Consider the following 21,388-nt stretch of genomic DNA (forward strand, 5'->3'; position numbering starts at 1 on the left):
GATTTCCTTTATGGTGTTGAGCAAGTACTTCTACCTTGCCAAACAACTTTTCAAAAAGGGAACCAGTTCTTGAGAAATATTCTTATTTACTGTTTTGACTGCGGCAGCTGAGCTTCCACCGTGACCCACCATTCATGTAGCCGATGTATTTTCACGGGCAAGGTCGCTTCCAGCGCCGCCAGGATGCGGTCCGTATCGGCCAGCGGATAGCTGCCCACCAGGCGCAAGTGGGCCACTTCGGGCGCGCAGCTCAGGTGGCCGCGCCGGTAACGCGACAATTGCACGAGGAAATCGTCGAGCCGCATCTGCTCGGGCTGCAAACGGTACTCGATCCAGGCGGCCCCGTTCGGGTCGGCGGCAAACGGTTCGCCGATGAAACCATCGCCTAAGCGCACTTGCTGACCAGCCGGCACGATGCGCGCCATGCCGCCATCGCGCGGCGCCACTTCCACGCTGCCCTCGTAGACGGCCAGCAAGGTGGCGTCGCCCTGCGGCTGCACACTGAAACGCGTGCCCAGCGCGCGCAGGCGGCCGTGCACGGTGTCGACCACCAACGGCCGCGCCGGCTGCTGGCTGTCACGGGCCGAGGCGATGTAAATTTCACCGCCATGCAGGGCGATGCGGCGCAGGCCGGGGCTGAAATCGATGTCGAGGGCGGTAGCCGTGTTCAGCCACAGCTGCGAGCCGTCAGCCAGTGCCAGCTGGCGGATGGCGCCGACCGCTGTTTTTTCGCCCGCATTCAGGCTGGCGACCCAGCTGCGCGTATCGCGGCGCAACAGCGCAGCGCCACCCAGTCCGCTCGCCAGGCACAGCGCCAGCAAGCCCTTGACCATGCTGCGGCGCGTGGCATCGCTCTGGCGTGGGCCCGCAGTGTCGAGTGCCTGACGCGCAGCTTCTCCGGATACGGCCTGAAATTCGGCGCTGACGGCTTCCACCCTGCGCCAGGCGGCGCGGTGGCCGGCAGACAAGTCATGCCAGCGTTCCCAGGCTTGCTGGTCGGCAGGATCGGCATCGTCTGCGCGCAAGATGGCGAACCATTCGGCCGCTTCCTGCAGGATGGCATAGTCGGCTGGCGGCATGGCGGGACCCGGCTTAGGCGGCATCGTCCATGCACAGCATGCATTGCAGCATGGCTTGCGCCATGTATTTTTTTACCATGCGTTCAGACACCTCCAGCTGACCGGCGATCTGCGCATACGTCAGGCCGTCGAGCTGCGCCAGCAGGAAGGCCTGGCGCGCACGCGGCGACAGCGTATCGAGCATGGCATCGATGCGGTACAGCGCTTCGACCACGAGGGCCCGCTCCTCGGGCGATGGCGCCGTCAGCTCGGGCCGGCTGGCCAGGGCGGCAAGAAAAGTGCGTTCCAGGGTCAAACGGCGCCAGTGGTTGACCAGCAAGCCGTTGGCCACCGTGCTCAGGTAGGCGCGCGGTTCACGCAAGCTGTCCGCCGGTTGCGTGGCCAGCATGCGCACGAAGGTGTCCTGCGCCAGGTCAGCCGCACCATCGCGGCAGCCCAGCTTGCGCCACAGCCAGTTATACAGCCAGCCATGGTGGCTGGTGTAGAGGTCGCTAAAGATATCGTGAGAGGGAGAAATGGTGGACACGGGCAAACAAACAAAGAGGCTGCCAAACTTGCCGGTCAAGTGGGTCAGCACTGCATCATGATCACGAATGAGAATGATTTTCATTTTCACACAATTTCACGACGATGTAAATTATCAAAGCCATCACCTCAGCCTGGCGTGGGCATTTTTCGCAACAATGCCCTCGCGCCATCATTTGCGAATGATTCTCGTTTGCGTTATTATGTCAGCCTTCCTTCTTCCCTGCCATGCCTGACGCCCGGCCTGGCAGCGCCATCGAAAGCGGCCATGACGACCTCCTCCCTTCCACAACCCCAGCTGCGCGCCAGCACCGACGATGCGCCGGAAACCAGCCAACAACGCCAGCTTGCCGCCGCCCCGCAACAAAGTCGCTGGCAGTGGAGCTGGAAACAGGTCTGGTTTCAATTGCATTGGTTCATCGGCATCACGGCTGGCACGGTGCTGGTGATCATCGGCCTGAGCGGCGCCACCCTGGCCTTCAAGGAGGAATTGCTCGATGTCATGAACCCCGGCGTGCGCCATGTCCCCTTGGAAACACGCGCGCCACTGACGCCGGCCCAGCTGAGCAACATTGCCGCAGCAGAACACGGCCAGCGCGTGGCGTCCATCACCGTGTACGCGCAGGCGGGCGCCGCGCCGCGCCTGTTCTTCGCGCCGAAAAACGGCCAGCGGCGCGGCGAGTCAATTTATGTGCACCCATACACGGGCGCCACCCAGCCCGCGCTGACGGGGGCGGAATTTTTCGAGTGGACGGAATCCTTGCACCGCTGGCTGCTGCTGCCCCGCGATCCGGGCCGGCAAGTGGCGGGCGCGCTGGCCCTGTGCCTGCTGGGCCTGGCATTGTCGGGCCTGTATCTGCGCTGGCCACGCCGTCCGCTGGACTGGCGCACCTGGCTGACTTTCGACCCGGCCCTGAAAGGCCGCTCCTTCCTGTGGAATTTGCACGCCGTGGCCGGCACCTGGTGCCTGGTCGTCTACGTGGCGCTGACCCTGACGGGCATTTACTGGAGCTATGACGTGGTGCGTGACAACATCGACGCCTGGGCCGGCAAGCCGCCAAGGATGGCACAGGCGCCCGCGCGTGGCGGCAAGGAGAAAAAGGAAACGCCCGCCGTCGACATCGGCCTGGCCTGGAGCAGCTTCCAGCAGCACGCCCCCGGCTGGACCCTGGTCAGCGTGCGCCTGCCCACGCGCGCCGGCGAAGCCGTGCAATTCACCTGGCTGGCCAGCGATGCGCCGCACGAGCGGGCGCGCAGCCGCATGAGCATTTTGCCGGCCGACGGCGCGATCACGGAAAACGAGCCGTACCGCCAGCAAGGCCTGGGTTCGCGCCTCGTCAACATCATTTATCCGCTGCACATGGGCACGTATTTCGGCTTGCCGGGCCGCATCATCGTCACCCTGGCCAGCCTGGGCCTGCCCCTGTTCGCCATCACGGGCTGGATGCTGTACCTGGGCCGCCGCAAGGCAAAACGAGCTGTGCAGGCGCAGCGCGCCCTGCTGGCCGGCACTCCCGGCGATATGGCTACTGGCCTGCCCACGCTGGTGGCCTACGCCAGCCAGTCGGGACAGGCCGAGCGCCTGGCCCTGGAAAGCGCGCGCGCCCTGCAGCAGGCGGGCGTGGCCGTCGATGTGCAGTCGCTGGACCGGTTTGATCCCGCGCAATTGCGCCAGTATGAACGAGCCCTGGTCGTTGCCAGCACCTTTGGCGAAGGCGAGGCGCCGGACGGCGCGCGCCGCTTCGCGCGCCTGTTGCAGCAAACGGCGGGCACGCCGCTGGCCGGACTGGAATTCGGCATGCTGGCCCTGGGCGACCGCCACTACAGTGACTTCTGCGGCTACGGCCATGCGCTGGAGCGCCAATTGCGCGCGCTGGGCGCCACGCCCCTGTTCCCCCTGATCGAAGTGGACAAGCACGACCCCGCCGCCCTGGCCGGCTGGTCGCAAGCATTGGCCCGCTGCAGCGGCAGCGCCATCGACGCCATCGGCGTGCAGGAAGAAGCGTCGTATGCCGAATGGCGTCTGCTGCGCCGCGTGTTGCTCAACCCGGGCAGCCTGGGCGGCGAACTGCATGAAATCACCTTGACGGGCCCGGCCGGCGTCACCTGGGAAGCGGGCGCGCTAGCGGAAATCATCGGGTGCAACGCGGACGGCAGCGATGGCGACGCGCAGGGTGCGCAACATGCGCCGCGCAGCTACTCGCTCGCGTCGCTGCCATCGGATGGCGAAGTGCAGTTGCTGGTGCGCCAGGAGCGCCATGCGGGCGGCGACAACCTGGGCTATGGCATCTGCTCCGGCTGGCTCACGCGCTTCGCGCCGCTGGACGCCCGCATCCGTTTGCGCCTGCAAGCCAATCCCGCCTTCGCGCCCGCCCTGGTGGACGTGCCCTGTATTTATATCGGCAACGGCTCCGGTCTGGCCGGCCTGCGCGCGCACCTGCGTGCGCGTCGGCGGGCGGGGCTGGCACGCAACTGGCTGCTGTTCGGCGAGCGCCAGCAAGCTTTTGACAGCGTCTGTGGCGAAGAGTTGCAAGGCTGGCTCTACGCTGGCCACCTGGCGCGCCTGGACCGCGTCTTTTCGCGCGATGGCAACGATGGTGGCAAACGGGAATATGTGCGGGACCGCTTGCGCAACCATGCCGACGAACTGCGCGACTGGCTGGCGCAAGGCGCCATCGTCTACGTCTGCGGCAGCCTGCATGGCATGGCGGCAGGAATCGATGCTGTACTGCAAGAAGTGCTGGGGCAGGAGGGACTCGATGCCCTGCTTGCGGCCGGACGCTACCGCCGCGACGTGTATTGATCTGCATCAGTCCGCCGCCGACACCGCCCGGCTATGTGGGCAGGCGCACAGTCAGGGCCAGCCATCGGACTAGAGTGGGGACATGGCGGCACAAGCGCCGCCCCACTCACTGTCTGCGAGGCACCCCATGAAAAACCCCTGGATGAGCATGTACCTGAGCGCCGCCAACCGCATCGCCAACACGGCACGCGGCCACGCGACGGCCGCCGTCAAGCGCGAAGCGGCGAAAAATACGCGCCAATTGACGCAAGTGTGGTTCGATTCCTTCCTGCCCGCGGCAGGCAAGCCGCGGCGCAACCGCAAGGCGAAATAGGAACAGTCACGAGCAGCAACTGGTGCAGTGCATCACAGCAATTAGTTGAAGTTTCAACCAGATGAACTAAACTGCAAGCATGGTAGTACGTAATAAAGTGACCGGCAGGCGCCGCATCCCCGCGCCGCCACCGGGACACCGGGAGACGACCATGTTGACGCTCAAAGTGCTGGCCTGCCTTGCCCTTTCGGCCTTGCTGCTTGCCCCCCTGGTGTTGAGGGATGCGATGCAGACGTCGGCCGTGCAGCAGTTGCAGGTACCGAACGTGGATGCGCAGGCTCTCTGGGCCCACTGGCCCAAGCACTAAAACGCGCGGCTGAGAAAACACCGCTGGCTGCGTTGCTTTGACTTGCCGTACTAGCGTACTGTCTGCGTCAAAGACGCCTTGCCAGCGGCGTTTTTCAGCGGCGCTCGGTAACACGTCGCATTGTTGAAAACCGCTTTGTTGCGGGTAGAGATTTTTTCTCCATTGTTCTCTATCAGTGACTTTACACTTCGCCCCCTCTTCACCATATTTTTGATCCAGGTCATGGATTTGAAGTGTCGCTGCGCCCACACTGGAACAGTCCGCTTCGCATCGCGACGGACTTAACCGGGAGCATCGGCATGGGTAAATCGGACTGGAAGGATGAGATGGCGCTGGGCGTTCCCGCCATAGACGAGGCGCATGAGGCACTGTTTCAGGAGCTTGCGCGGCTGGGACAGTTGAGCGACCAGCATTTTAGCGTGGCGTTTCGCGAGCTGATTGCGGCCGTCGAGCGCGATTTCCGCGAGGAAGAGGATTTGATGGAAGAAATCGCCTTTCCCTCGCTGGCCAAGCACCGCGAACAGCATGCACGCGTGCTCAGCGGCTTGCACCATGCCTGGGCCGCCGTCGATGAAGGCGACCTGGAGCAGGGACGCCATGCGCTCTCGCTGTTGCCGCAATGGCTGATCTTTCACCAGGCCACCATGGACCTGGCCCAGGCGGCGGCCCTGGAGCTGGTGCAGCGCCAACCCAGCTAGACCTACAGCAGCAGCACCGTGGCTTTCTCGGGCAAGACCACGCGGTAGTGTCCCGGGTATTTGTCTTCGCCGTCGAAAATCTTGCAAAACACGGGCTGGCTGATGTCGTTGACGGCCGGCTCGTTCATGGGCAAGGTGGCGATCAGTTGCTCGCCATCCATCAACTGCAAGGCGCTGCCCCGCTCGGTCGCGCAAAAGGCCAGCGATTGCACATCGTTGGCGAACGGCCGCTTGTACCACGGCGTGATGGCCCGCACGGCGCGCCGCGCGTCGTGCAAGACTTGCCCCACGCGCGTGACGTTCCAGGCATCGCGCGCCACGGATGGCTGAAGGACGATATTTGCCGTCAGCTCGCCCCTGCCCTTGTTCACCAGGAACGTGCCATCCTGCGCGGCGATGTCCTCGTTGAGCGGCACGACAAACACACCGCCGTCGGACACCTTGATCGGCACGGGGGCGCCATTGCCTTGCAAGGCCACGCGCACATCGTCGATGGTCGCGCTCAGCTTGGCCGGAATCAGGCGCAGGGCCATGACCACGCTACCGCTCGACACTTGCCACACTTTCCTGGCCGTCAGATAACTCTCGCGGTAAGCCGTGAAACGTATGCGCGGCGCCTTGGCGTCGCTGTTGGCCGTGATCGTCACCGTTTGCGAGGGCGAGGCGTCCTCCGCTGGCGCAGCAGGTATGGCAGGCGCAACGTGCGGCGGCACAAGGGGTGGCGACACGACGGCGGCGGCGGGTGGCACGCTGGCGCTTTGCAGCGGCGCGGGAACAGCCGGCGGCGGCGCGTGTTCCTGGGCCTGGCCCAGCGACACGACACACAACCATCCGGCACAAGCGATCCATGTACGCATGCAGTTCTTTCAATGAGGAAAATATTTTGTCAGCCCCTGCATTATCGCAGAAGGCCAGCCGGTACGCCGCTCCGGGCCTGCCGCACTTTTTTGGTGCGCACGCTTGATTATTTGGCAAATTTCACCTATATTGATAATGATTCTTATTCACTAAAGTGATGGGAATCGCGCGCCCTTCTTTTCCACTACCCGACCGCGCCGGGCCTTGCGGTGGAACTGCTATCCAAGCCAGACCACGGGCCAGCGTCATGCCATCCCCCCAGCTACTGTGCACCTCGCCAGACGAGATAGGAAAACACACGACTAAAAATATTCCAGGAAAATGATGCAATCGACTACCGTATTCCCCTCTTCGCGCCGGCCCGCCTTGCGCCCCCTCCCCCGTTTATTACACATCAGCCTGCTCAGCCTTGCCGCCGGCGTGGCCCTGCCGGCACAGGCCGCCGATGCCGCTGCGGCCGAGGTCACCATACCGGCCGTGACCGTGACAGGCCAGTCGACGGCGACGACGGAAGGCACGCAATCGTACACGGCAGGCGAAACGCGCAGTGCCACGCGCATGGACCTGTCCCTGCGCGAGACGCCGCAATCGGTCAGCGTCATCACGCGCCAGCTGCTCGACGACCTGGGCGCCGTGCGCCTGGACCAGGCGCTGGCGCAGACGACGGGCATCCAGGTGGGCCAGAACGACACGGAACGCACGCGGTTTTATGCGCGCGGCTTCGGCATCGACAATATCCAGATCGACGGCATGGCGCGTGGCGGCAATGCGCCATTGCAAGACACCATCCTGTACGACCGCATCGAAGTGGTGCGCGGCGCCACCGGCTTGATGGGCGGCACGGGCGACCCCTCGGCCACCATCAACATGATACGCAAGCGGCCGACGAAAACCTTCCAGGCCAGCGCAGGTCTCATCATGGGCCGCTGGGATGACCAGCGCTTCGAGGCCGACCTTTCCACGCCGCTGAACGCGGAAGGCAGCGTGCGCGCACGCACGGCCCTGGCGTGGCAAAAACGCGATTCCTACCTGGACATGTATCACGAACGCAAGACGGTCGGCATGCTCATCGTCGAGGCGGACCTGCGTCCCGGCACCCTGCTGACGGCCGGCGTCGACTTCCAGGACAACCAGCCCACGGGCGCCACCTGGGGCGCCGTGCCCTATTGGAATGCGGACGGCAGCCTGGCCAATTTGCCGCGCAACACCAGCTGGACGACGCCATGGAGCACCTGGGCCAACAAGCAGCACACGATGTTCACCTCGCTGGACCAGCGCCTGCCCGGCAACTGGAATCTGCACCTGGGCTATGCGCGCACGGAAAGCACGAACCGCACCACTGTCGCCTACGCGGGCGCGGGCCATCCCGACCCGGCTACCGGCGAAGGCATGCGCCTATGGACGGGCGCCTGGGGCGCAGGCAAGAACTCGAGCGACAACTTCGACCTCTACGCCAGCGGCCCGTTCACCTTGCTAGGACGCAAGCATACGGCCATCGTCGGCTGGAATGGCGGCAACCAGCGCTCCCGCTCACTGGGCGGCAAAGCGGAAATCAATTACCCGGATTTTATCTCCGATTACCGCAGCTGGACGGGCAACATCCCCCGCCCCGTGTTCACCCCGGACGGCTCGCACACGGAAACCGTGACGCGCCTGGGGGGCGGCTATGTGGCCACGCGTTTGAGCCTGGCCGACCCGCTGCACCTGATCATCGGCGCGCGCAGCAGCACTTACCGCACGGACACGCGCAACTACAACAAGCAAGGCGTGTACACGGGCAGCGGCGACTTCGTGGAAACGCGCAATGAAGTCACGCCGTACGTGGGCGCCGTGTTCGACATCAACAAGCAGTATTCGGCCTACGCCAGCTTCACGCAGCTGTTCAACCCGCAATCGAGCAAGGACCGCAACAACCAGTTCCTGGCGCCGGAAACGGGCGACAATGCCGAGCTGGGCATCAAGGGCGAATTTTATGAAGGCAAGCTGAACGCGTCGGCCGCCCTGTTCCACACGAAGAAAAAGAATCTGGCGGAACTGGACCGCACGGTACCGCCCGGCTTTTTGCTGCCCGACGGCGGCCAGGCCATGGTGGCCAATGGCGCCGGCGTGACGGCCAAGGGCATCGAGTTCGACGTCTCCGGTCAACTCACGCCAGCCTGGGAAGCGAGCGGCGGCTATACCTATCTGCACGCGGCCGAGGCCGATGGCCGCCGCGCCGCCACCACGCAGCCGCGCCATTTGCTGCGCCTGGCCACCAGCTACCGCTTCGACGGCCGCCTGGCAGGGTTGAAAGCGGGCGCCAGCATGACGGCGCAAAGCGCCACCTACAGCGAATCGTGGTACGGCCGCCCGCCATCGGGGAAGATGACGAACATCCCGCAAGCGGGCTATGCGCTGGTCAACGCCATGGCCAGCTATGCCATCAACCGCCATGCCAGCGTACAGTTGAACGTGAATAACTTGCTCGATAAAAAGTACTACCGCAACGTGGGCTTCTTCGACGGCGTGTTCTGGGGCGAACCGCGCAACATCAGCCTGGCCGTGCGCACGGCGTTTTAGGAGCCTATCGCGGTAGTGAGCGTCTTCTGCTGGCAGTTCCTCAGGAGCGCGGACAAGGCCTGAGGAGGACGCGTGGCGAGCCACGCGACGACGATCAACGCAGTCCCCACTTCCGAGGGGCGCCAGCAGGGGATGTATTCATCTAATGGGATAGGGCTCTAGGCGCGCCAGTGTGCGGGCGCCGGCAGGCAGAAGCCATGCAGCAAGGGCCCGCCCACGGGCGCCAGCACGGCGGCGGTGACGTGTTCGAACGCGCGCTGGCCCGCCGCCAGGTCGCTGGCGACCAGGCGCAGGGCACCGTCCAGCTCGCTGGCGATGGCCGCGTCAAATGCCTGCAGACGGCGGAACAGATGCTTGCCGCCGCCGCTCCATACACCAGCCGCGCGCAAGTGCAGGTCGGCCAGCGCTTGATACAGCTGGCAAGCGACGGCCAGCGCCTCGCCCGGGTGCCGGCTGTCGACCAGGTCTTCCAGCGCGGTGGTGATGGCGTAACGGCGCCGCTGCAGATTGTCCACGTCGAGCACGGGCGGCCCGGCTGCAGCGATGGCTTGCGCCAGCGCAAGCAATTGCGGGTAATGTTCGCCGGAGGCAGCGATATTTTTGCCTTCCAGCACCATGCGCGCCAGCGGCACCGTGCCGCCCGGTGCATCCATTTCCTTGCAAAAATACGTGAACGTGGCCAGGTCGTGCGCGAACAGTTCCACCGTACGCCCTTCGGCCACGATGGTCGAGCGCCAAGCGCAATCGACGTGGTCGAACAGCAGCAGCAAGTCGATATCGGAACTGGGCGTCTGCCGGCCCGTGGCAAACGAGCCGCCAATGATGGCCGCCACGGCCGTGGGATAGTGTTCCTGCACCAGCCGCACGGCAATCGCGCGGATGGCGTCATAGGTGGGGATCGTCGTCAAAGCCAGTTCTCCGTGCCGAAAAACCCTATCCTACACGGGATCCTGCACACGACATGCACGCTGCCGCCATCCTGCTAAACTGGCGCTATCTGATCAAGGAAGAAACATGGAATACGATTGCATCGTGGTGCCCTCGCCCGTGGGTGAGCTGACCCTGGTGGCACGCGGGGCGGCGCTGGCCGCCATCCTGTGGGAAAACGACAAGCCGAACCGCGTGCGCCTGGGCGAGATGCGCGTCGCTGACAATTGCGCCGTGCTGCAGGAAACGGCGCGCCAGCTGGGCGAGTATTTCGCTGGCACGCGCCAGCAATTCGACGTCCCGCTCGATTTTGCCGGCACGCCATTCCAGCAGGAAGTCTGGCGCGCGCTGCTGACGATACCGTACGGCCAGACGCGCAGCTATGGCGAGATCGCGCGCCAGATCGGCCGTCCCGCCGCCGTGCGCGCCGTGGGTGCCGCCAACGGCAAGAATCCCGTCTCCATCATCGCCCCCTGCCACCGCGTCATCGGCGCCACGGGCGAATTGACGGGTTTTGCGGGCGGCCTGCATGCCAAGGTAACGTTATTGGCCCTGGAAGGCATCACCCTGTCCAGCGACCGCGAAGCACTGAAGACGGGCCACGCCCGCCGCCGCGCCGTGCAAATCGATATGGCACAAGGCTGTTTGTTTTAGGCGGCGGTATCGCTCCCCTTGTGGGATACTCACGCCCTCCACTCAAGTCTACACATCATATGCCCTACCTTGTCATCCTGTTCTTTGTCGTCCTGTATTTACTGGCCACGTTCTTTTTCCACATTCCCGCCCTGGTCGCCCTCGTGTATGGCGTGCTGAGCCTCAGCTGTTTCGTCGCCTATGCGATCGACAAGTCGGCCGCCAAAGGGGGCCGCTGGCGCACCTCGGAACGCACCCTGCTGCTGTTGGGATTGCTGTGCGGCTGGCCGGGCGCCGTGCTGGCCCAGCAATGGCTGCGCCACAAGTCCAGCAAGCGTTCGTTCCGCGTGCTGTTCTGGATCACCGTCGCCCTCAATATTGGCGCTTTCGTGTATTTCAGCATGCATTACGCGGCGCCCGATATCGGCACCGAAGTGGCCCCCATCGAGTTGTAGGACGGTCCCTGCCCTTTACTCGCCCAGCAGGCGCAGCGACTCCAGCCAGTCCGCCTTCCATTCGCGCAGCAAGGGCTGCGTGGCGAACGCCTTCTTCAAGTGCGCCATCGGCACGCGGTGCACATCGTGCAAGCCGAACGCCAGTGTGACGGGATGCCACAGGTGGCTGTTCTTGCCGCCCCGCGAATTCTTGCGCACGCGCGCGCCATCGTCGCCAAAGATGCCCACGCCACTGGCCATGCCTTTGTCCAGATCGACCTTGCCCACACCCGCAAAGGCAATCAAAATCTGTTCGCGCCCCAAGCCCTTCAAGGCGCTGGGCAGGACAAACGGCGCTGCGTTGTCAGCGCCCGCTTCCGGCTCGGCCGGCTGCGGATGCTGCAACTCCTTGAGCAAGCGCAACAGATCGCGCTCCTGGAAGTGCAAGCCGTCCACCGGCACGCGCAAGCCCGGTGCCTTGAGTTCGATGGAAATATTACTGGAATCGCGCGTAAAACGCAGCCAGACATCTTCGGCGCCGGTAGCCAGGTGCTGCTTGTCGCCGATGAACACGACGGGCGCCGCATAGCGCGTCACGCCGTCATGGAAGAGCTCGGCCCAGGCGTCGCTGTAATCGAGCCAGACGTACGGCAAGCCGCCCTGCTCCAGCAGGCGCGCCAGGGTCCACGGCGTGCCTGTCTGTTGCGCCAGCCAGGCGCAGGCTTGGGTGGCGGTGGCGCGGTACGGCAAAGGATGGGAAGTCATGGCAGTTCCGTCGATAAAAGTGGAGCGCAGTGTAGCAGACGCCGCCCTCATCCCTGTGGGCAGGCGCAGCGGGCGCGCTTTTTTTGCGCGATGTGCTAGGCTGGAAGCATCAGTAAGCGCTACGGCCATTCCGGCCGCCTGGCGCACCACCGCAAGGGGATGACCATGCATTCGAGCACCAACGCTGCCACCACGCCCACCCCGCCACCGGAGCGCGATTCGCCCACGCCGGCCAATGAAAGCCATGCCGAACAAGCGCTCGATGAAGCACTGAAGGAAAGCTTTCCGGCCAGCGACCCGATCGCCATTGCCACTCCAAAACCTGCCACCAAGCCTTCCCCCTGAGGGTACGCCCCACCAGCCACCCTTGCGGTGGCTTTTTTTGCCTGACCTGAATCCAGACGCCCCGCCCCCGCGTACATGGCTATGCCATGAGCAAACGAAGTTACCACGCGGAAAGGAGTCGCCATGCAGCATTACAGCAAAAAGACGGATCCCCTGGACCAGCGCCTGTACCTGGCGCAGCGCATCGACCGGGCCGATGCGCGCTTGCAATGCTTGCACGATGCGGTCGAGCGCGAACGCTGCGCGCAATGGATCACGGCCTGGGCCGTGGCGGCGGGCGCCGACGCGCCGCGCGGCATGAAGCTGCGCATCCGCGGCGAATTCATCTTGCTTTGATCAAAGTAAAAGCCCCGCCCGATGCATGTGCACGGGGCGGGGCCAGTCAAGCCGACACGCGCTTACTTGGGCGTGTCGCGGTACTGCTCGGGCGTCGTGTCGCCATCGGCGATTTCATACCACATCGCATTGAGCACGGCGAACGTCGCCGCCAGCGGAAGACCCAGTATCCAGGCGAAATACCACATAGTTATATCCTTTCCTTAATGCTTAGTAAGCGTGACCGGTTTCGTCTTCGATGGCTTTGCCGTCAACCTTGCCCCACAGCACTTTATATACCCAGGTCGTGTAAGCCACGATGAGGGGAATGAAGATGGCCGTGACGACCAGCATGATGAACAGGGTCATGTGGCTGGACGAGGAATCCCACACCGTCAGGCTGGCGCGCGGGTCGATCGACGAGGGCAGGATGAACGGGAACATGGCCGCACCCACGCTGAGGATGATGCCGGCGATGCTGGCCGCGCTGGCCAGCAAGGCAGGCACTTCGCGACGCGCGCGCAGGAAGGCAAACGCCAGCAAGGGACCCAGCAAGCCCACAGCGGGGGCGATCCAGGTCCAGGGATGGGCGGCAAAATTGAGGAACCATGCGCCCACGTGCATTTCCGCCGTTTTCAGCATCGGGTTCGACGGGCCATCGACGACGACGGCGCTGGTGTAGCGGTAGCCGTCGACCCACAGCCACAGGGCGGCGCCGGCCAGTGCATACAGCACGACGGTGGCGATCGCCGCCACGCTGCCGTAGCGGCGCGAACGGTCAGCGACGGCACCGTCCGTTTTCACTTGCAGCCAGGTGGCGCCGTGCATCACCAGCATGGCCACCGAGACGAGGCCGCACAGCAGTGCGAACGGGTTGAGCAGCGCAAAGAAACTGCCATCATAGAAGATGTGCATGTCCGGCGAGAAACGGAACGGCACGCCCTGCAGCACATTGCCGATGGCCACGCCGCAGATCAGGGCCGGCACGAAGCCACCCACGAACAGGGCCGCGTCCCAGCGGGCGCGCCAGCGCGGGTCTTCGCGCTTGCTGCGGAACTTGAAGGCCACGGGACGCACGATCAGCGCCACCAGGATGACGAACATGGCCAGGTAAAAGCCCGAGAACGAGACCGCGTACAACTGCGGCCAGGCGGCAAAGATGGCGCCGCCGCCGAGGATCAGCCACACCTGGTTGCCTTCCCACACGGGACCGATACTGTTGATGACGACGCGGCGTTCCAGGTCCGTCTTGCCAACGAAGGGCAGCAAGATACCCGTGCCCAGGTCGAAGCCGTCCGTGATGGCAAAGCCCACCAGCAAGATGCCGATCAGCAGCCACCAGATCAGGCGCAGTGTTTCGTAAGAAATCATTTCATGCAAAATCATGGTCTGGCCCTCCTTAGGCGCGTTGTGTATGAATGGCTGCGGCCGCTGGCACGGGGGCCGGCGCCGTCTCTTCCGGCCCCTTGCGGATGGCCTTGAGCATAAGCTTCATTTCAATAATCAACAGCACGGTGTAGATGGCGGCAAAGCCGGCAATCGTGATGAGCAAGGTGGTCGCGCCCAGGTTAGAGACGGCCACGGCCGTCGGCAGCACGCCTTCGATGACCCACGGCTGGCGGCCCACTTCGGCCACGATCCAGCCCGCTTCAATCGCCACCCACGGCAGCGGGATGGCGAACACGGCCAGCTTCAACAGCCAGCGGTGCTTGTCCAGGGTGCGGCGCGTCGAGAGGATGAAGAACGTGCCGGTGAGCAAGATAAAGAACATGCCCAGGCCCACCATCACGCGGAAAGACCAGAACAGGGGCGCCACGGGCGGCACGGTATCGAGCGCGGCCTTGCGGATCTGCTCGGGCGTGGCCTGGCGCGGATCGTCCACATAGCGTTTCAGCAGCAAGGCATAGCCCATGGACTGGCCTTTCGACTCGAACATGTCCTTCGCCTCTTGCGGCACGGGCGCGCCGGGCGCCACGCTGCGGATGGTTTGCAGCGCGTCATAGGCCTTGATGCCATCCTGTATCAGCAGCTCGCCGCGGTCGACCAATTGCTCGATGCCGGGGATTTCCGTCGTCAGCGAACGCGTGCCGATCAAGCCCATCACCATCGGGATATGCACGGCGTAATGCGTCTCGCGCGCTTTCGCGTCGGGGAAGCCGAAGGCCGTGAAGGCGGCAGGCGCCGGCTCCGTGGTCCACATGGCTTCGATGGCGGCCAGCTTCATCTTCTGGTGTTCGGAAGACAGGTAACCGCTTTCATCGCCGAGTACCACCACCGACAGCGTGGCGGCCAGGCCGAACGAGGCAGCTACCGTCATCGAGCGCTTGGCCAGCTGCACGTGGCGGCCCTTCAGCAGATACCAGGCGGAAATACCCAGCACGAAGATGGCAGCCGCCGTATAGCCGGCCGACACCGTGTGCACAAATTTCGCCTGTGCAACAGGATTCGTCAACACGGCGCCGAAGTCCGTCACTTCCATGCGCATGGTCTGCGGATTGAAGGCCGCGCCGACGGGATTTTGCATCCAGCCGTTGGCGATCAGGATCCACAGGGCCGAGAAGTTCGAGCCGATGGCCACCAGCCAGGTGGTGACCAGGTGGCCGCGCTTCGACAGCTTGTCCCAGCCGAAGAAGAACAGGCCGACGAAGGTCGCTTCCAGAAAGAAAGCCATCAAACCCTCGATGGCCAGCGGCGCGCCGAAAATGTCGCCCACATAATGGCTGTAATAGCTCCAGTTCATGCCGAACTGGAATTCCATGACGATGCCCGTCGCCACGCCCATGGCGAAGTTGATGCCGAACAAGACACCCCAGAACTTGGTCATGTCGCGCCAGATGGTGCGGTTCGTCATCACGTAAACCGTCTCCATGATGGCCAGGATCACTGACAGGCCTATCGTCAGCGGAACGAATATAAAGTGGTACAGAGCTGTCAGCGCGAACTGCAGTCTGGATAAAGCGACAATATCGAAGTCCATATGATTTCCTTGGTGTTTCCCTAATGTGTGTAAACCTGATATCTACATGCGGCTGTTCGATAGCTTCTGCTGCTGTAAACAACTATCGGGCTGTGCCGCCCGCCCATCAATCTCCGCGCAAGCCGGCCAGTGCCGCCTCGAAGGCGGGTGTGCCACGGCGCGCATCGCCCACGATGCGGCCATCGCGCAGGCTGACCAGCCGGTCTGCCAGCGCCGCTTCGCGCCGCAAGTGGGTGGCGATCAGCAAGCTGCGTCCGTCGCTGCGCGCGCGCAGGCGCTGCAGGACATCGATTGCCGCCCGCGCATTGAGCGCCTCAGTGGCTTCGTCCAGCAGCCACAAGGTCGACGCGTGCAGGAACAGCCGCGCCAGCGCCAAGCGCCGCGCCTGCCCGCCCGACAAGCCCAGGCCGCCCTCGCCCAGCAAGGTATCGAGGCCGCCCGCAAAGGCCCGCACTTCCTCATCCAGGCCGGCCGATTGCAGCGCCGCCCACAGCTGCGCATCGCTGGCGGACGGGTCGGCCAGGCGCAGGTTGTCGCGCAGGCTGTCCTGGAACAGTTCTGTCTTCTGGGTAAACAAACAGGCGCGCGGCGCGGCCACGCTGCCCGACAGCGGCGCCAGCTCGCGCGCGGCGATGGCCAGCAAGGTCGACTTGCCTGCGCCGCTGGGACCGATCAAGGCCACGCGCTCGCCTTCCCCGATGTGCAGGGAAATATCATGCAAAATTGCAACATGGCTGCCCGCATGCGCAGCGCTGACGTGTTCCAGGCGCAAGCCCGGCGCGGCATCCGCGGACGACGGCGCCACGACGTCTTGTCCATCGAGGCGCGGCGCCAGCCGGCGCATGGCCAGCAGCATGCGCCCCGCTTCCAGCGCGCCGCGGCGCAATCCCGCAAACGGTTCCACGGCTGTCAGGGCGATCAGCAAGGCCAGCGCCGCCAGCGGCACGTTCAGCGCCTGCTGCTGCACCAGCGCGGCCACGGCCAGCAGCACGCCGGCCAACGTCACGCTACCGGCCACGCCGTACGCGGCGCCGGCCGCCGTCTCCAGTCGCAGCAAGGCGAAATCGGCTTGCGCCAGCGAGCGGTCAATCTGCCCCAGCGCGGCGCACTGGGCGTCGATGCGGCCCGCCATCACCAGGTCCGTCTGGCCCGCCACCAGGTCGATGGTGCCGGAACGCAGTTTTTCGATGGCGCGCGAGCGCACGATGGCGGGACGGCGGGCACGCTGCGCCACGACCCAGCTGATGCCGCCGCCGGCGGCCAGCAGCCACGCGGCCAGGCCCAGGCCCAGCTGCCACTGCATCACGCCCAGCGCCACGCCTGCCAGCAAGGCCGCGCACAGTGCCGTGAAGGCAGGCACCAGCAGGCGCAAGTACAGCGATTCGAGCGCATCGATATCGGCCGTCAGGCGAAACAGCAGTTTGGCGGGCTGGCGCAGCAAGCGGCTGGCCGCTTCCGGGCGCGACCAACCGCGAAACAGTTGCACGCGGATGCAGGCCAGCGCGGCGAACGTGGCGTCGTGCGTGACGAGTCGCTCCGCATAGCGCGAGCCCGTGCGGCCGATAGCCAGCAGGCGGATGCCGGCCGACGGGCCGAACACGTCGAACAGCACGGCCGTCGAAGCGTGCAGGCCGGCAATCGAGGTGGCGGTAATAAACCAACCGGACAAGCCCAGCAATGCCATGCCGGCCACCGCCGTCAGGGCCGCCAGCAAGGCGCCCCCGATCAACTTGCCCGGCTGGGCCAGCACCAATTGCCGCAGGACGGGGTTCAATGTCATTGAATTTTTCATGCGCTCAGCTCCTGTGCCAGGGCTTGGGCATCAACCTGCACCGTGCGCTGCAGGCGGCCAGCCAGCACGGGGTCGTGCGTGGCGACGATCATGGTCTTGCCCTTGGCCAATGCCAGCAAGGCGTCCGTGACGCGCGCCGCCGTTTCGCTGTCCAGGTGAGCCGTCGGTTCATCGACCAGCAGCAGGTCGGCATGCGGGTGCAGGGCCACGCGGGCCAGCGCCAGGCGCACGGCCTCGCCGCCGGACAAGCCCTGGCCGCCATCGCTGAGCATGACGGCCGGCTGCGCCTGGGCCACGGCGGCCAGGTCGGCCAGGTGCAGCGCCTGCGTCACGTGCGCGGCATTCGCGCCGACGCGGCCCAGGGTCACATTCTGGCTGACGGACGCGGCAAACACGTGGGGGCGCTGGCCCATCCAGGCCATGCGCTGGCGCAAGGTATTCACGGTGCTGTCGGTCAGGCGCACGCCGCCGATGCGTATCTCTCCACCGCTGGCGGGCAGCAAGCCGGCCAGCAAGGACAGCAAGGTGGTCTTGCCGGCGCCGCTGGCGCCCAGCAGGGCCACGTGCTCGCCAGCGCGCACGGCGAGGTCGAACTGTTCGAACACGGGCGCTTCGCCAGGATGGGCAAAGCGCAGTTCACGGATGTCGACGGCGGGCGGTGGCGCCACCGCCATGGCGGCGGCGGAAACGGCAGCCGCTGCCACCCCGGCGCCAGGCAGGGGCACGCCATCGGCAGCCAGGTCGTGCAAGCCGGCCAAACCCGCTTCGCCAGCCGCCTTGTCGTGCCAGACGGCTGCCAGTTCGCGCAGCGGCTCGAAGAATGCGGGCGCCAGCAGCAGGATGAACAAGCCCTGCCCCAGGTTCAGTTCCCGGCCCCAGGTGCCGAAATTGATGCTGCCCAGCAAGGAGAACCCGATAAACGCCGCCACCATGGCCACGCCCAGCGCGGAAAACAGTTCCAGCACGGCGGACGACAAAAAGGCGATGCGCAGCACCACCATCGTGCGCCGGCGCACGGATTGCGACGAGGCATCCAGCCGTTCGGCCGTGGCGTCGACGGCATCGAGCGCGCGCAGGGTGGCCAGGCCGCGCAGGCGGTCCAATAAAAAGGCGTTCATGCTGCCCATTTCCACCATCTGCGCGCGGCTGGCCGCTTGCGCGCCCATGCCCACCAGGGCCATGAAGACGGGTATCAGGGGTGCGGCGATGAGCAGGATCAAGGCGGCGATCCACGACAGGGGCGTCACCACGGCGAGGATCACGAGCGGCACGAGCGTGACTTTCCAGCGCGCGGGCTTGTAGCGCACCAGATACGGCACGATGGCCTCCGCCTGCTCGGCGATGACGCTGGCAGCCTGGCCCGACTGCGCGCGCTGGCGGTCCAGCGGCGAACGGCGCGCCAGCGCCTGCGCCACTTGCGCACGCAGGCTCGACAGGTGATCGCGCGCCGCCGCATACATGCGCCGCGCCCCCCACGCTTCGCAGCCGGCGCGCAGCACGCCCAGCAGCAGCACGCCCGCGGCCGGCAACAGGGCCGCGCGCCAGGGTGCGCCGCCCAGCATGACTTGCACGGCCCAGGCCAGCAAGGCCGCTTGCGGCAGCCACAGCAAGGCGGCACCACCTTGTGCCAGGCTGGCGACACGGGGAAGAATAAAGCGGGGCAAGGACAGTGGCGTAGTCGGCATCTCTATACTTTTTGAGTTTTCAGAATTTTCTGTAAATTCGATTTTTTGTATAATACTGCGAAACATGACATATATCAATTGACCCTGCGGGTATAGCGTGAAAAAATTCAGATAATTATGAAAACTCAAAATATCCACATGACGCCGCTGATCCTGACCTTTGTCAGCCATTTCGGCGAGATGGGCAGCCGCTGGGGCTTTAATCGTACGGTGGGACAAGTGTACGCCTTGTTGTTTGTCGCGGAGCACCCATTGCACGCGGACGAAATCGCGGAACACCTGAGTTTTTCACGCTCGAACGTGAGTATCGGCCTGAAAGAATTGCAGGGCTGGGGCTTGATCCGCCAGTCGCGCATTCCCGGCGACCGGCGCGAGTATTTTTCCTCGCTGGGCGATGTGTGGCAAATCTTCCGTGTGGTGGCCGCCGAACGCCGCCGCCGTGAAGTGGCGCCCACCCTGACAGTGCTGCGCGAATCGCTGCTGGCGCCGGCCACGGAACCCGTGGACCAGTATGCGCAGGAGCGCATGCGCGAAATGTATGAACTGGTCGACCTGGCCAACACCTGGTTCGACGACTTGCAGCGCCTGTCGCCCGAATCGATGGCGCAACTGATGAAAATGGGCGCCAAGGTGCAAAAATTGCTCAACGCCAAAGATCGCCTGTTTGGCAAGAGCCCCGAGGAAAGCTAGGCCCAACCTCGCCTGCCACCGGCACGTCCGTGCAGTGAGCGCCCCCCCCCTTCCGGCCGGCCTTGCCTTCGTGAGATTTGGTGAGATTTCCACAAATTAATTTTCATATAATGCGGCCGCGAATCGACACGCCTCTGTCGACCTCACTGGCCATATTCATGAAAAAATCTATCGCAGTTAGCAGTATCGTCTTGCTCCTCAACGGTTGCGGAGGCGGCGGAAGCGGCGGCAACGATGCCCCTATCGGCCCGCCAACGGGACCGGTGACACCGGTGGTACCTGTCATCGCCAGCATCAACGCGGCCGATGCATTCAGCAAGTTCATTAACACCAATCAAAACGGCGTGGACCTGCCCTCGAATGACGGCTTCCTGGGCACGGCAAACCTGATCATCCGCACGGAAGAGTCCTACCCCTTCGTCACCGACGGCGTGGAGCAGGAAACCAAGACGTCGCAAGTGATCCAGTTCCAGCGCCGCGGCGCCGATGGCCGCCTGCAACGACAAAACATCTGGAAAATTCATTTTGATGCACAGATGAAACCCATCGGCATCGCCGTCGGCAAGGAATACGGCACCTATACCGATTGCCTGGCAGTGAAAAGCAGCGCGGTATTGCCTACCTCGACGAATGGTTCCGGTACGCTCCTGTCCGGTCTGCAGTCGAGCACCTATGTGGAAGGGTTCAAGAGTGGAAAATATGCCCACTATTGCAGCCCGAGCACGCAAACGAGCGGCAGCGTGGAATGGTCCATCATCGAAGGCGCGCCCAATCCCTATTTCTGCCTGACCATGCCTGAAGGCATGACTGCCGCGAAAACCCGCATCTGCACGCCCGTGGACAAGTCCGGCACGCTGAACCAGTCAGCCTGGGTACGCGTCTACAATAGCGATGGCACATCGCAAGTGGACTACAAGAATACGAGCCTGAACAAACCGGTGGAAACCTTCAGCACCGCCATCAATCCCAAGGATTACTGGTACGGCGTAGTATGGCGTCCGCAGGATGGCTATGTCTACAAGACCTATCCGGACAGCCGCTACTCCTCGGAACTGGCCTGCCGCGAACAGACCAACATCAACTGGAAAGAGAGCTGGAGCGCAAACAATATCGGCTGGGCCTGCGTCCACACCATCTCGAACTAAATCCGCGCCCTCCCCTGCGCCTGCGCCGCAAGGCCTGGCCAGGTAGCAAGCGGCCGTCAGCCCGCTTTTTAGGCGGCGTTGACGGCCAGCCCCCACCTTTTTACACCGTATTTATGCCCCTCTCGCTATGCTGGTTCGCACCACCGCCACCCTTGTGAAGGAGCAACCATGCATGAATCCCCATTCCAGCCACGCACGCGCAGCATGCTGCGCCAGCACTTGCCCGTGCGCGAACGGCTGCGCCTGGCGCGCCTGGCGAGCAAGAAAATGCTGTCGGTATTGTCTGCGCTGCTGTGTGCGGTGCCGCTGCTGTATTTGCTGAGCGTGGTGCTGTTTGCGCAGCCTTAGGGCCGCGTGCGGAGAGACAGGAAAGAGAGAAGAATGCGGCCGCATGGCGCAAGCCGTGGCCAGTATGAAACTGGTCCGCCCAGAGGGAATCGAACCCCCATTCACGGTTTAGAAGACCGTTGTCCTATCCGTTGAACGATGGGCGGAAAGGTGCAGTATTTTAATCCATGCGCGTCAGCAATGAAATGCC

The 21,388-nt window shown here is 64.2% G+C and carries 22 protein-coding genes and 1 tRNA gene; 12 read left to right on the forward strand and 11 right to left on the reverse strand.

Annotation, left to right across the window (positions count from 1 at the left end; all coding sequences use genetic code 11):
• Window positions 1-86 precede the first annotated feature (86 nt).
• Entirely contained in the window at window positions 87-1,103 is a 1,017-nt protein-coding gene (locus ACQ4W0_RS12665; RefSeq protein ID WP_436577034.1) for a FecR domain-containing protein, read from the reverse strand.
• Window positions 1,093-1,689: a sigma-70 family RNA polymerase sigma factor gene (locus ACQ4W0_RS12670; RefSeq protein ID WP_436577035.1), complete on the reverse strand. Its 597-nt coding sequence runs from the start codon at window positions 1,687-1,689 to the stop codon at window positions 1,093-1,095. Before ACQ4W0_RS12670 ends, ACQ4W0_RS12665 begins: the two co-directional genes overlap by 11 nt.
• A 183-nt stretch (window positions 1,690-1,872) precedes the next feature.
• Between ACQ4W0_RS12670 and ACQ4W0_RS12675 the strand changes: the two genes are divergently transcribed.
• The 4 genes from ACQ4W0_RS12675 (at window position 1,873) to ACQ4W0_RS12690 (ending at window position 5,725) form a co-directional block, all read left to right on the forward strand.
• Window positions 1,873-4,407, forward strand: coding sequence for a PepSY domain-containing protein (locus ACQ4W0_RS12675; RefSeq protein WP_436577036.1), 2,535 nt, complete (start codon window positions 1,873-1,875; stop codon window positions 4,405-4,407).
• A gap of 127 nt (window positions 4,408-4,534) precedes the next feature.
• Entirely contained in the window at window positions 4,535-4,720 is a 186-nt protein-coding gene (locus ACQ4W0_RS12680) for a hypothetical protein (RefSeq protein WP_436509283.1), read from the forward strand.
• A 151-nt stretch (window positions 4,721-4,871) separates the two neighbouring features.
• Window positions 4,872-5,027 carry a hypothetical protein gene (locus ACQ4W0_RS12685; protein ID WP_436577037.1) on the forward strand — a complete coding sequence of 52 codons (156 nt, stop codon included), beginning with the start codon at window positions 4,872-4,874 and terminating at the stop codon, window positions 5,025-5,027.
• Window positions 5,028-5,326: 299 nt separating this feature from the next.
• The gene (locus ACQ4W0_RS12690) at window positions 5,327-5,725 is read left to right on the forward strand and encodes a bacteriohemerythrin (RefSeq protein ID WP_436577038.1); all 399 of its coding nucleotides are present in this window, start codon (window positions 5,327-5,329) and stop codon (window positions 5,723-5,725) included.
• Between the two features lie 2 nt (window positions 5,726-5,727).
• Here the strand turns inward: ACQ4W0_RS12690 and ACQ4W0_RS12695 are convergent, their stop codons facing one another.
• The gene (locus tag ACQ4W0_RS12695; RefSeq protein ID WP_436577039.1) at window positions 5,728-6,582 is read right to left on the reverse strand and encodes a hypothetical protein; all 855 of its coding nucleotides are present in this window, start codon (window positions 6,580-6,582) and stop codon (window positions 5,728-5,730) included.
• 325 nt (window positions 6,583-6,907) lie between these two features.
• Between ACQ4W0_RS12695 and ACQ4W0_RS12700 the strand changes: the two genes are divergently transcribed.
• On the forward strand, window positions 6,908-9,142 hold the full coding sequence (locus ACQ4W0_RS12700; protein ID WP_436577040.1) for a TonB-dependent siderophore receptor: 2,235 nt from the start codon (window positions 6,908-6,910) through the stop codon (window positions 9,140-9,142).
• Window positions 9,143-9,300: 158 nt separating this feature from the next.
• Here ACQ4W0_RS12700 and ACQ4W0_RS12705 read toward each other — a convergent pair whose 3' ends face one another.
• The gene (locus ACQ4W0_RS12705; protein ID WP_436577041.1) at window positions 9,301-10,050 is read right to left on the reverse strand and encodes a nucleotidyltransferase domain-containing protein; all 750 of its coding nucleotides are present in this window, start codon (window positions 10,048-10,050) and stop codon (window positions 9,301-9,303) included.
• 106 nt (window positions 10,051-10,156) lie between these two features.
• Here ACQ4W0_RS12705 and ACQ4W0_RS12710 point away from each other — a divergent pair, with 106 nt between their 5' ends.
• Both ACQ4W0_RS12710 and ACQ4W0_RS12715 read left to right on the forward strand, forming a co-directional pair.
• Window positions 10,157-10,723 (forward strand): methylated-DNA--[protein]-cysteine S-methyltransferase, encoded by a 567-nt coding sequence (locus tag ACQ4W0_RS12710; RefSeq protein ID WP_436577042.1) that lies wholly within the window; start codon window positions 10,157-10,159, stop codon window positions 10,721-10,723.
• A gap of 59 nt (window positions 10,724-10,782) precedes the next feature.
• Window positions 10,783-11,157, forward strand: a complete 375-nt coding sequence (locus tag ACQ4W0_RS12715; protein ID WP_436577043.1) for a DUF1294 domain-containing protein — start codon at window positions 10,783-10,785, stop codon at window positions 11,155-11,157.
• A gap of 15 nt (window positions 11,158-11,172) precedes the next feature.
• On the opposite strand, the gene ACQ4W0_RS12720 is transcribed toward ACQ4W0_RS12715, so the two are convergent.
• Window positions 11,173-11,901: a hypothetical protein gene (locus ACQ4W0_RS12720; protein ID WP_436577044.1), complete on the reverse strand. Its 729-nt coding sequence runs from the start codon at window positions 11,899-11,901 to the stop codon at window positions 11,173-11,175.
• Window positions 11,902-12,066: 165 nt separating this feature from the next.
• Here ACQ4W0_RS12720 and ACQ4W0_RS12725 point away from each other — a divergent pair, with 165 nt between their 5' ends.
• Both ACQ4W0_RS12725 and ACQ4W0_RS12730 read left to right on the forward strand, forming a co-directional pair.
• Window positions 12,067-12,246, forward strand: a complete 180-nt coding sequence (locus ACQ4W0_RS12725; protein ID WP_436577045.1) for a hypothetical protein — start codon at window positions 12,067-12,069, stop codon at window positions 12,244-12,246.
• Window positions 12,247-12,369: 123 nt separating this feature from the next.
• Window positions 12,370-12,582 (forward strand): hypothetical protein, encoded by a 213-nt coding sequence (locus ACQ4W0_RS12730; protein WP_436577046.1) that lies wholly within the window; start codon window positions 12,370-12,372, stop codon window positions 12,580-12,582.
• A 62-nt stretch (window positions 12,583-12,644) separates the two neighbouring features.
• Here the strand turns inward: ACQ4W0_RS12730 and cydX are convergent, their stop codons facing one another.
• The 5 genes from cydX to cydD all read right to left on the reverse strand — a co-directional run bounded on the left by cydX (window position 12,645) and on the right by cydD (window position 19,015).
• Window positions 12,645-12,770 (reverse strand): cytochrome bd-I oxidase subunit CydX, encoded by a 126-nt coding sequence (cydX, locus tag ACQ4W0_RS12735; protein WP_070258990.1) that lies wholly within the window; start codon window positions 12,768-12,770, stop codon window positions 12,645-12,647.
• 22 nt (window positions 12,771-12,792) lie between these two features.
• Entirely contained in the window at window positions 12,793-13,947 is a 1,155-nt protein-coding gene (cydB, locus tag ACQ4W0_RS12740) for a cytochrome d ubiquinol oxidase subunit II (protein ID WP_436577047.1), read from the reverse strand.
• 13 nt (window positions 13,948-13,960) lie between these two features.
• Window positions 13,961-15,538, reverse strand: a complete 1,578-nt coding sequence (locus ACQ4W0_RS12745) for a cytochrome ubiquinol oxidase subunit I (protein ID WP_436577048.1) — start codon at window positions 15,536-15,538, stop codon at window positions 13,961-13,963.
• A gap of 106 nt (window positions 15,539-15,644) precedes the next feature.
• A complete protein-coding gene (locus tag ACQ4W0_RS12750) occupies window positions 15,645-17,330 on the reverse strand; it encodes an amino acid ABC transporter ATP-binding/permease protein (protein ID WP_436577049.1) in 1,686 nt (561 codons plus the stop codon).
• Window positions 17,327-19,015, reverse strand: coding sequence for a thiol reductant ABC exporter subunit CydD (cydD, locus tag ACQ4W0_RS12755; protein WP_436577050.1), 1,689 nt, complete (start codon window positions 19,013-19,015; stop codon window positions 17,327-17,329). The genes ACQ4W0_RS12750 and cydD overlap by 4 nt, the downstream gene beginning before the upstream one ends.
• Before the next feature lie 117 nt (window positions 19,016-19,132).
• Between cydD and ACQ4W0_RS12760 the strand changes: the two genes are divergently transcribed.
• The 3 genes from ACQ4W0_RS12760 (at window position 19,133) to ACQ4W0_RS12770 (ending at window position 21,198) form a co-directional block, all read left to right on the forward strand.
• Complete coding sequence (locus ACQ4W0_RS12760; RefSeq protein WP_436577051.1) at window positions 19,133-19,705, forward strand: GbsR/MarR family transcriptional regulator; 573 nt, start codon at window positions 19,133-19,135, stop codon at window positions 19,703-19,705.
• Window positions 19,706-19,863: 158 nt separating this feature from the next.
• Window positions 19,864-20,850 (forward strand): hypothetical protein, encoded by a 987-nt coding sequence (locus ACQ4W0_RS12765; protein ID WP_436577052.1) that lies wholly within the window; start codon window positions 19,864-19,866, stop codon window positions 20,848-20,850.
• Between the two features lie 168 nt (window positions 20,851-21,018).
• A complete protein-coding gene (locus tag ACQ4W0_RS12770) occupies window positions 21,019-21,198 on the forward strand; it encodes a hypothetical protein (protein ID WP_436577053.1) in 180 nt (59 codons plus the stop codon).
• Window positions 21,199-21,269: 71 nt separating this feature from the next.
• Here the strand turns inward: ACQ4W0_RS12770 and ACQ4W0_RS12775 are convergent.
• Window positions 21,270-21,344, reverse strand: a tRNA-Arg gene (locus ACQ4W0_RS12775).
• Window positions 21,345-21,388 lie beyond the last annotated feature (44 nt).

Source organism: Janthinobacterium breve, assembly GCF_051380895.1.
Taxonomy (GTDB): Bacteria; Pseudomonadota; Gammaproteobacteria; order Burkholderiales; family Burkholderiaceae_D; genus Janthinobacterium.

Excerpts from the sequence above, each read along its gene's own strand:
- ACQ4W0_RS12665 (WP_436577034.1), bottom strand. The coding sequence starts at position 1,103 with ATGCCGCCTAAGCCGGGTCCCGCCATGCCGCCAGCCGACTATGCCATC.
- ACQ4W0_RS12670 (WP_436577035.1), bottom strand. The coding sequence starts at position 1,689 with ATGAAAATCATTCTCATTCGTGATCATGATGCAGTGCTGACCCACTTG.
- ACQ4W0_RS12675 (WP_436577036.1), top strand. The coding sequence starts at position 1,873 with ATGACGACCTCCTCCCTTCCACAACCCCAGCTGCGCGCCAGCACCGAC.
- ACQ4W0_RS12680 (WP_436509283.1), top strand. The coding sequence starts at position 4,535 with ATGAAAAACCCCTGGATGAGCATGTACCTGAGCGCCGCCAACCGCATC.
- ACQ4W0_RS12685 (WP_436577037.1), top strand. The coding sequence starts at position 4,872 with ATGTTGACGCTCAAAGTGCTGGCCTGCCTTGCCCTTTCGGCCTTGCTG.
- ACQ4W0_RS12690 (WP_436577038.1), top strand. The coding sequence starts at position 5,327 with ATGGGTAAATCGGACTGGAAGGATGAGATGGCGCTGGGCGTTCCCGCC.
- ACQ4W0_RS12695 (WP_436577039.1), bottom strand. The coding sequence starts at position 6,582 with ATGCGTACATGGATCGCTTGTGCCGGATGGTTGTGTGTCGTGTCGCTG.
- ACQ4W0_RS12700 (WP_436577040.1), top strand. The coding sequence starts at position 6,908 with ATGCAATCGACTACCGTATTCCCCTCTTCGCGCCGGCCCGCCTTGCGC.
- ACQ4W0_RS12710 (WP_436577042.1), top strand. The coding sequence starts at position 10,157 with ATGGAATACGATTGCATCGTGGTGCCCTCGCCCGTGGGTGAGCTGACC.
- ACQ4W0_RS12715 (WP_436577043.1), top strand. The coding sequence starts at position 10,783 with ATGCCCTACCTTGTCATCCTGTTCTTTGTCGTCCTGTATTTACTGGCC.
- ACQ4W0_RS12720 (WP_436577044.1), bottom strand. The coding sequence starts at position 11,901 with ATGACTTCCCATCCTTTGCCGTACCGCGCCACCGCCACCCAAGCCTGC.
- ACQ4W0_RS12725 (WP_436577045.1), top strand. The coding sequence starts at position 12,067 with ATGCATTCGAGCACCAACGCTGCCACCACGCCCACCCCGCCACCGGAG.
- ACQ4W0_RS12730 (WP_436577046.1), top strand. The coding sequence starts at position 12,370 with ATGCAGCATTACAGCAAAAAGACGGATCCCCTGGACCAGCGCCTGTAC.
- cydX (WP_070258990.1), bottom strand. The coding sequence starts at position 12,770 with ATGTGGTATTTCGCCTGGATACTGGGTCTTCCGCTGGCGGCGACGTTC.
- cydB (WP_436577047.1), bottom strand. The coding sequence starts at position 13,947 with ATGATTTTGCATGAAATGATTTCTTACGAAACACTGCGCCTGATCTGG.
- ACQ4W0_RS12745 (WP_436577048.1), bottom strand. The coding sequence starts at position 15,538 with ATGGACTTCGATATTGTCGCTTTATCCAGACTGCAGTTCGCGCTGACA.
- ACQ4W0_RS12750 (WP_436577049.1), bottom strand. The coding sequence starts at position 17,330 with ATGAAAAATTCAATGACATTGAACCCCGTCCTGCGGCAATTGGTGCTG.
- cydD (WP_436577050.1), bottom strand. The coding sequence starts at position 19,015 with ATGCCGACTACGCCACTGTCCTTGCCCCGCTTTATTCTTCCCCGTGTC.
- ACQ4W0_RS12760 (WP_436577051.1), top strand. The coding sequence starts at position 19,133 with ATGAAAACTCAAAATATCCACATGACGCCGCTGATCCTGACCTTTGTC.
- ACQ4W0_RS12765 (WP_436577052.1), top strand. The coding sequence starts at position 19,864 with ATGAAAAAATCTATCGCAGTTAGCAGTATCGTCTTGCTCCTCAACGGT.
- ACQ4W0_RS12770 (WP_436577053.1), top strand. The coding sequence starts at position 21,019 with ATGCATGAATCCCCATTCCAGCCACGCACGCGCAGCATGCTGCGCCAG.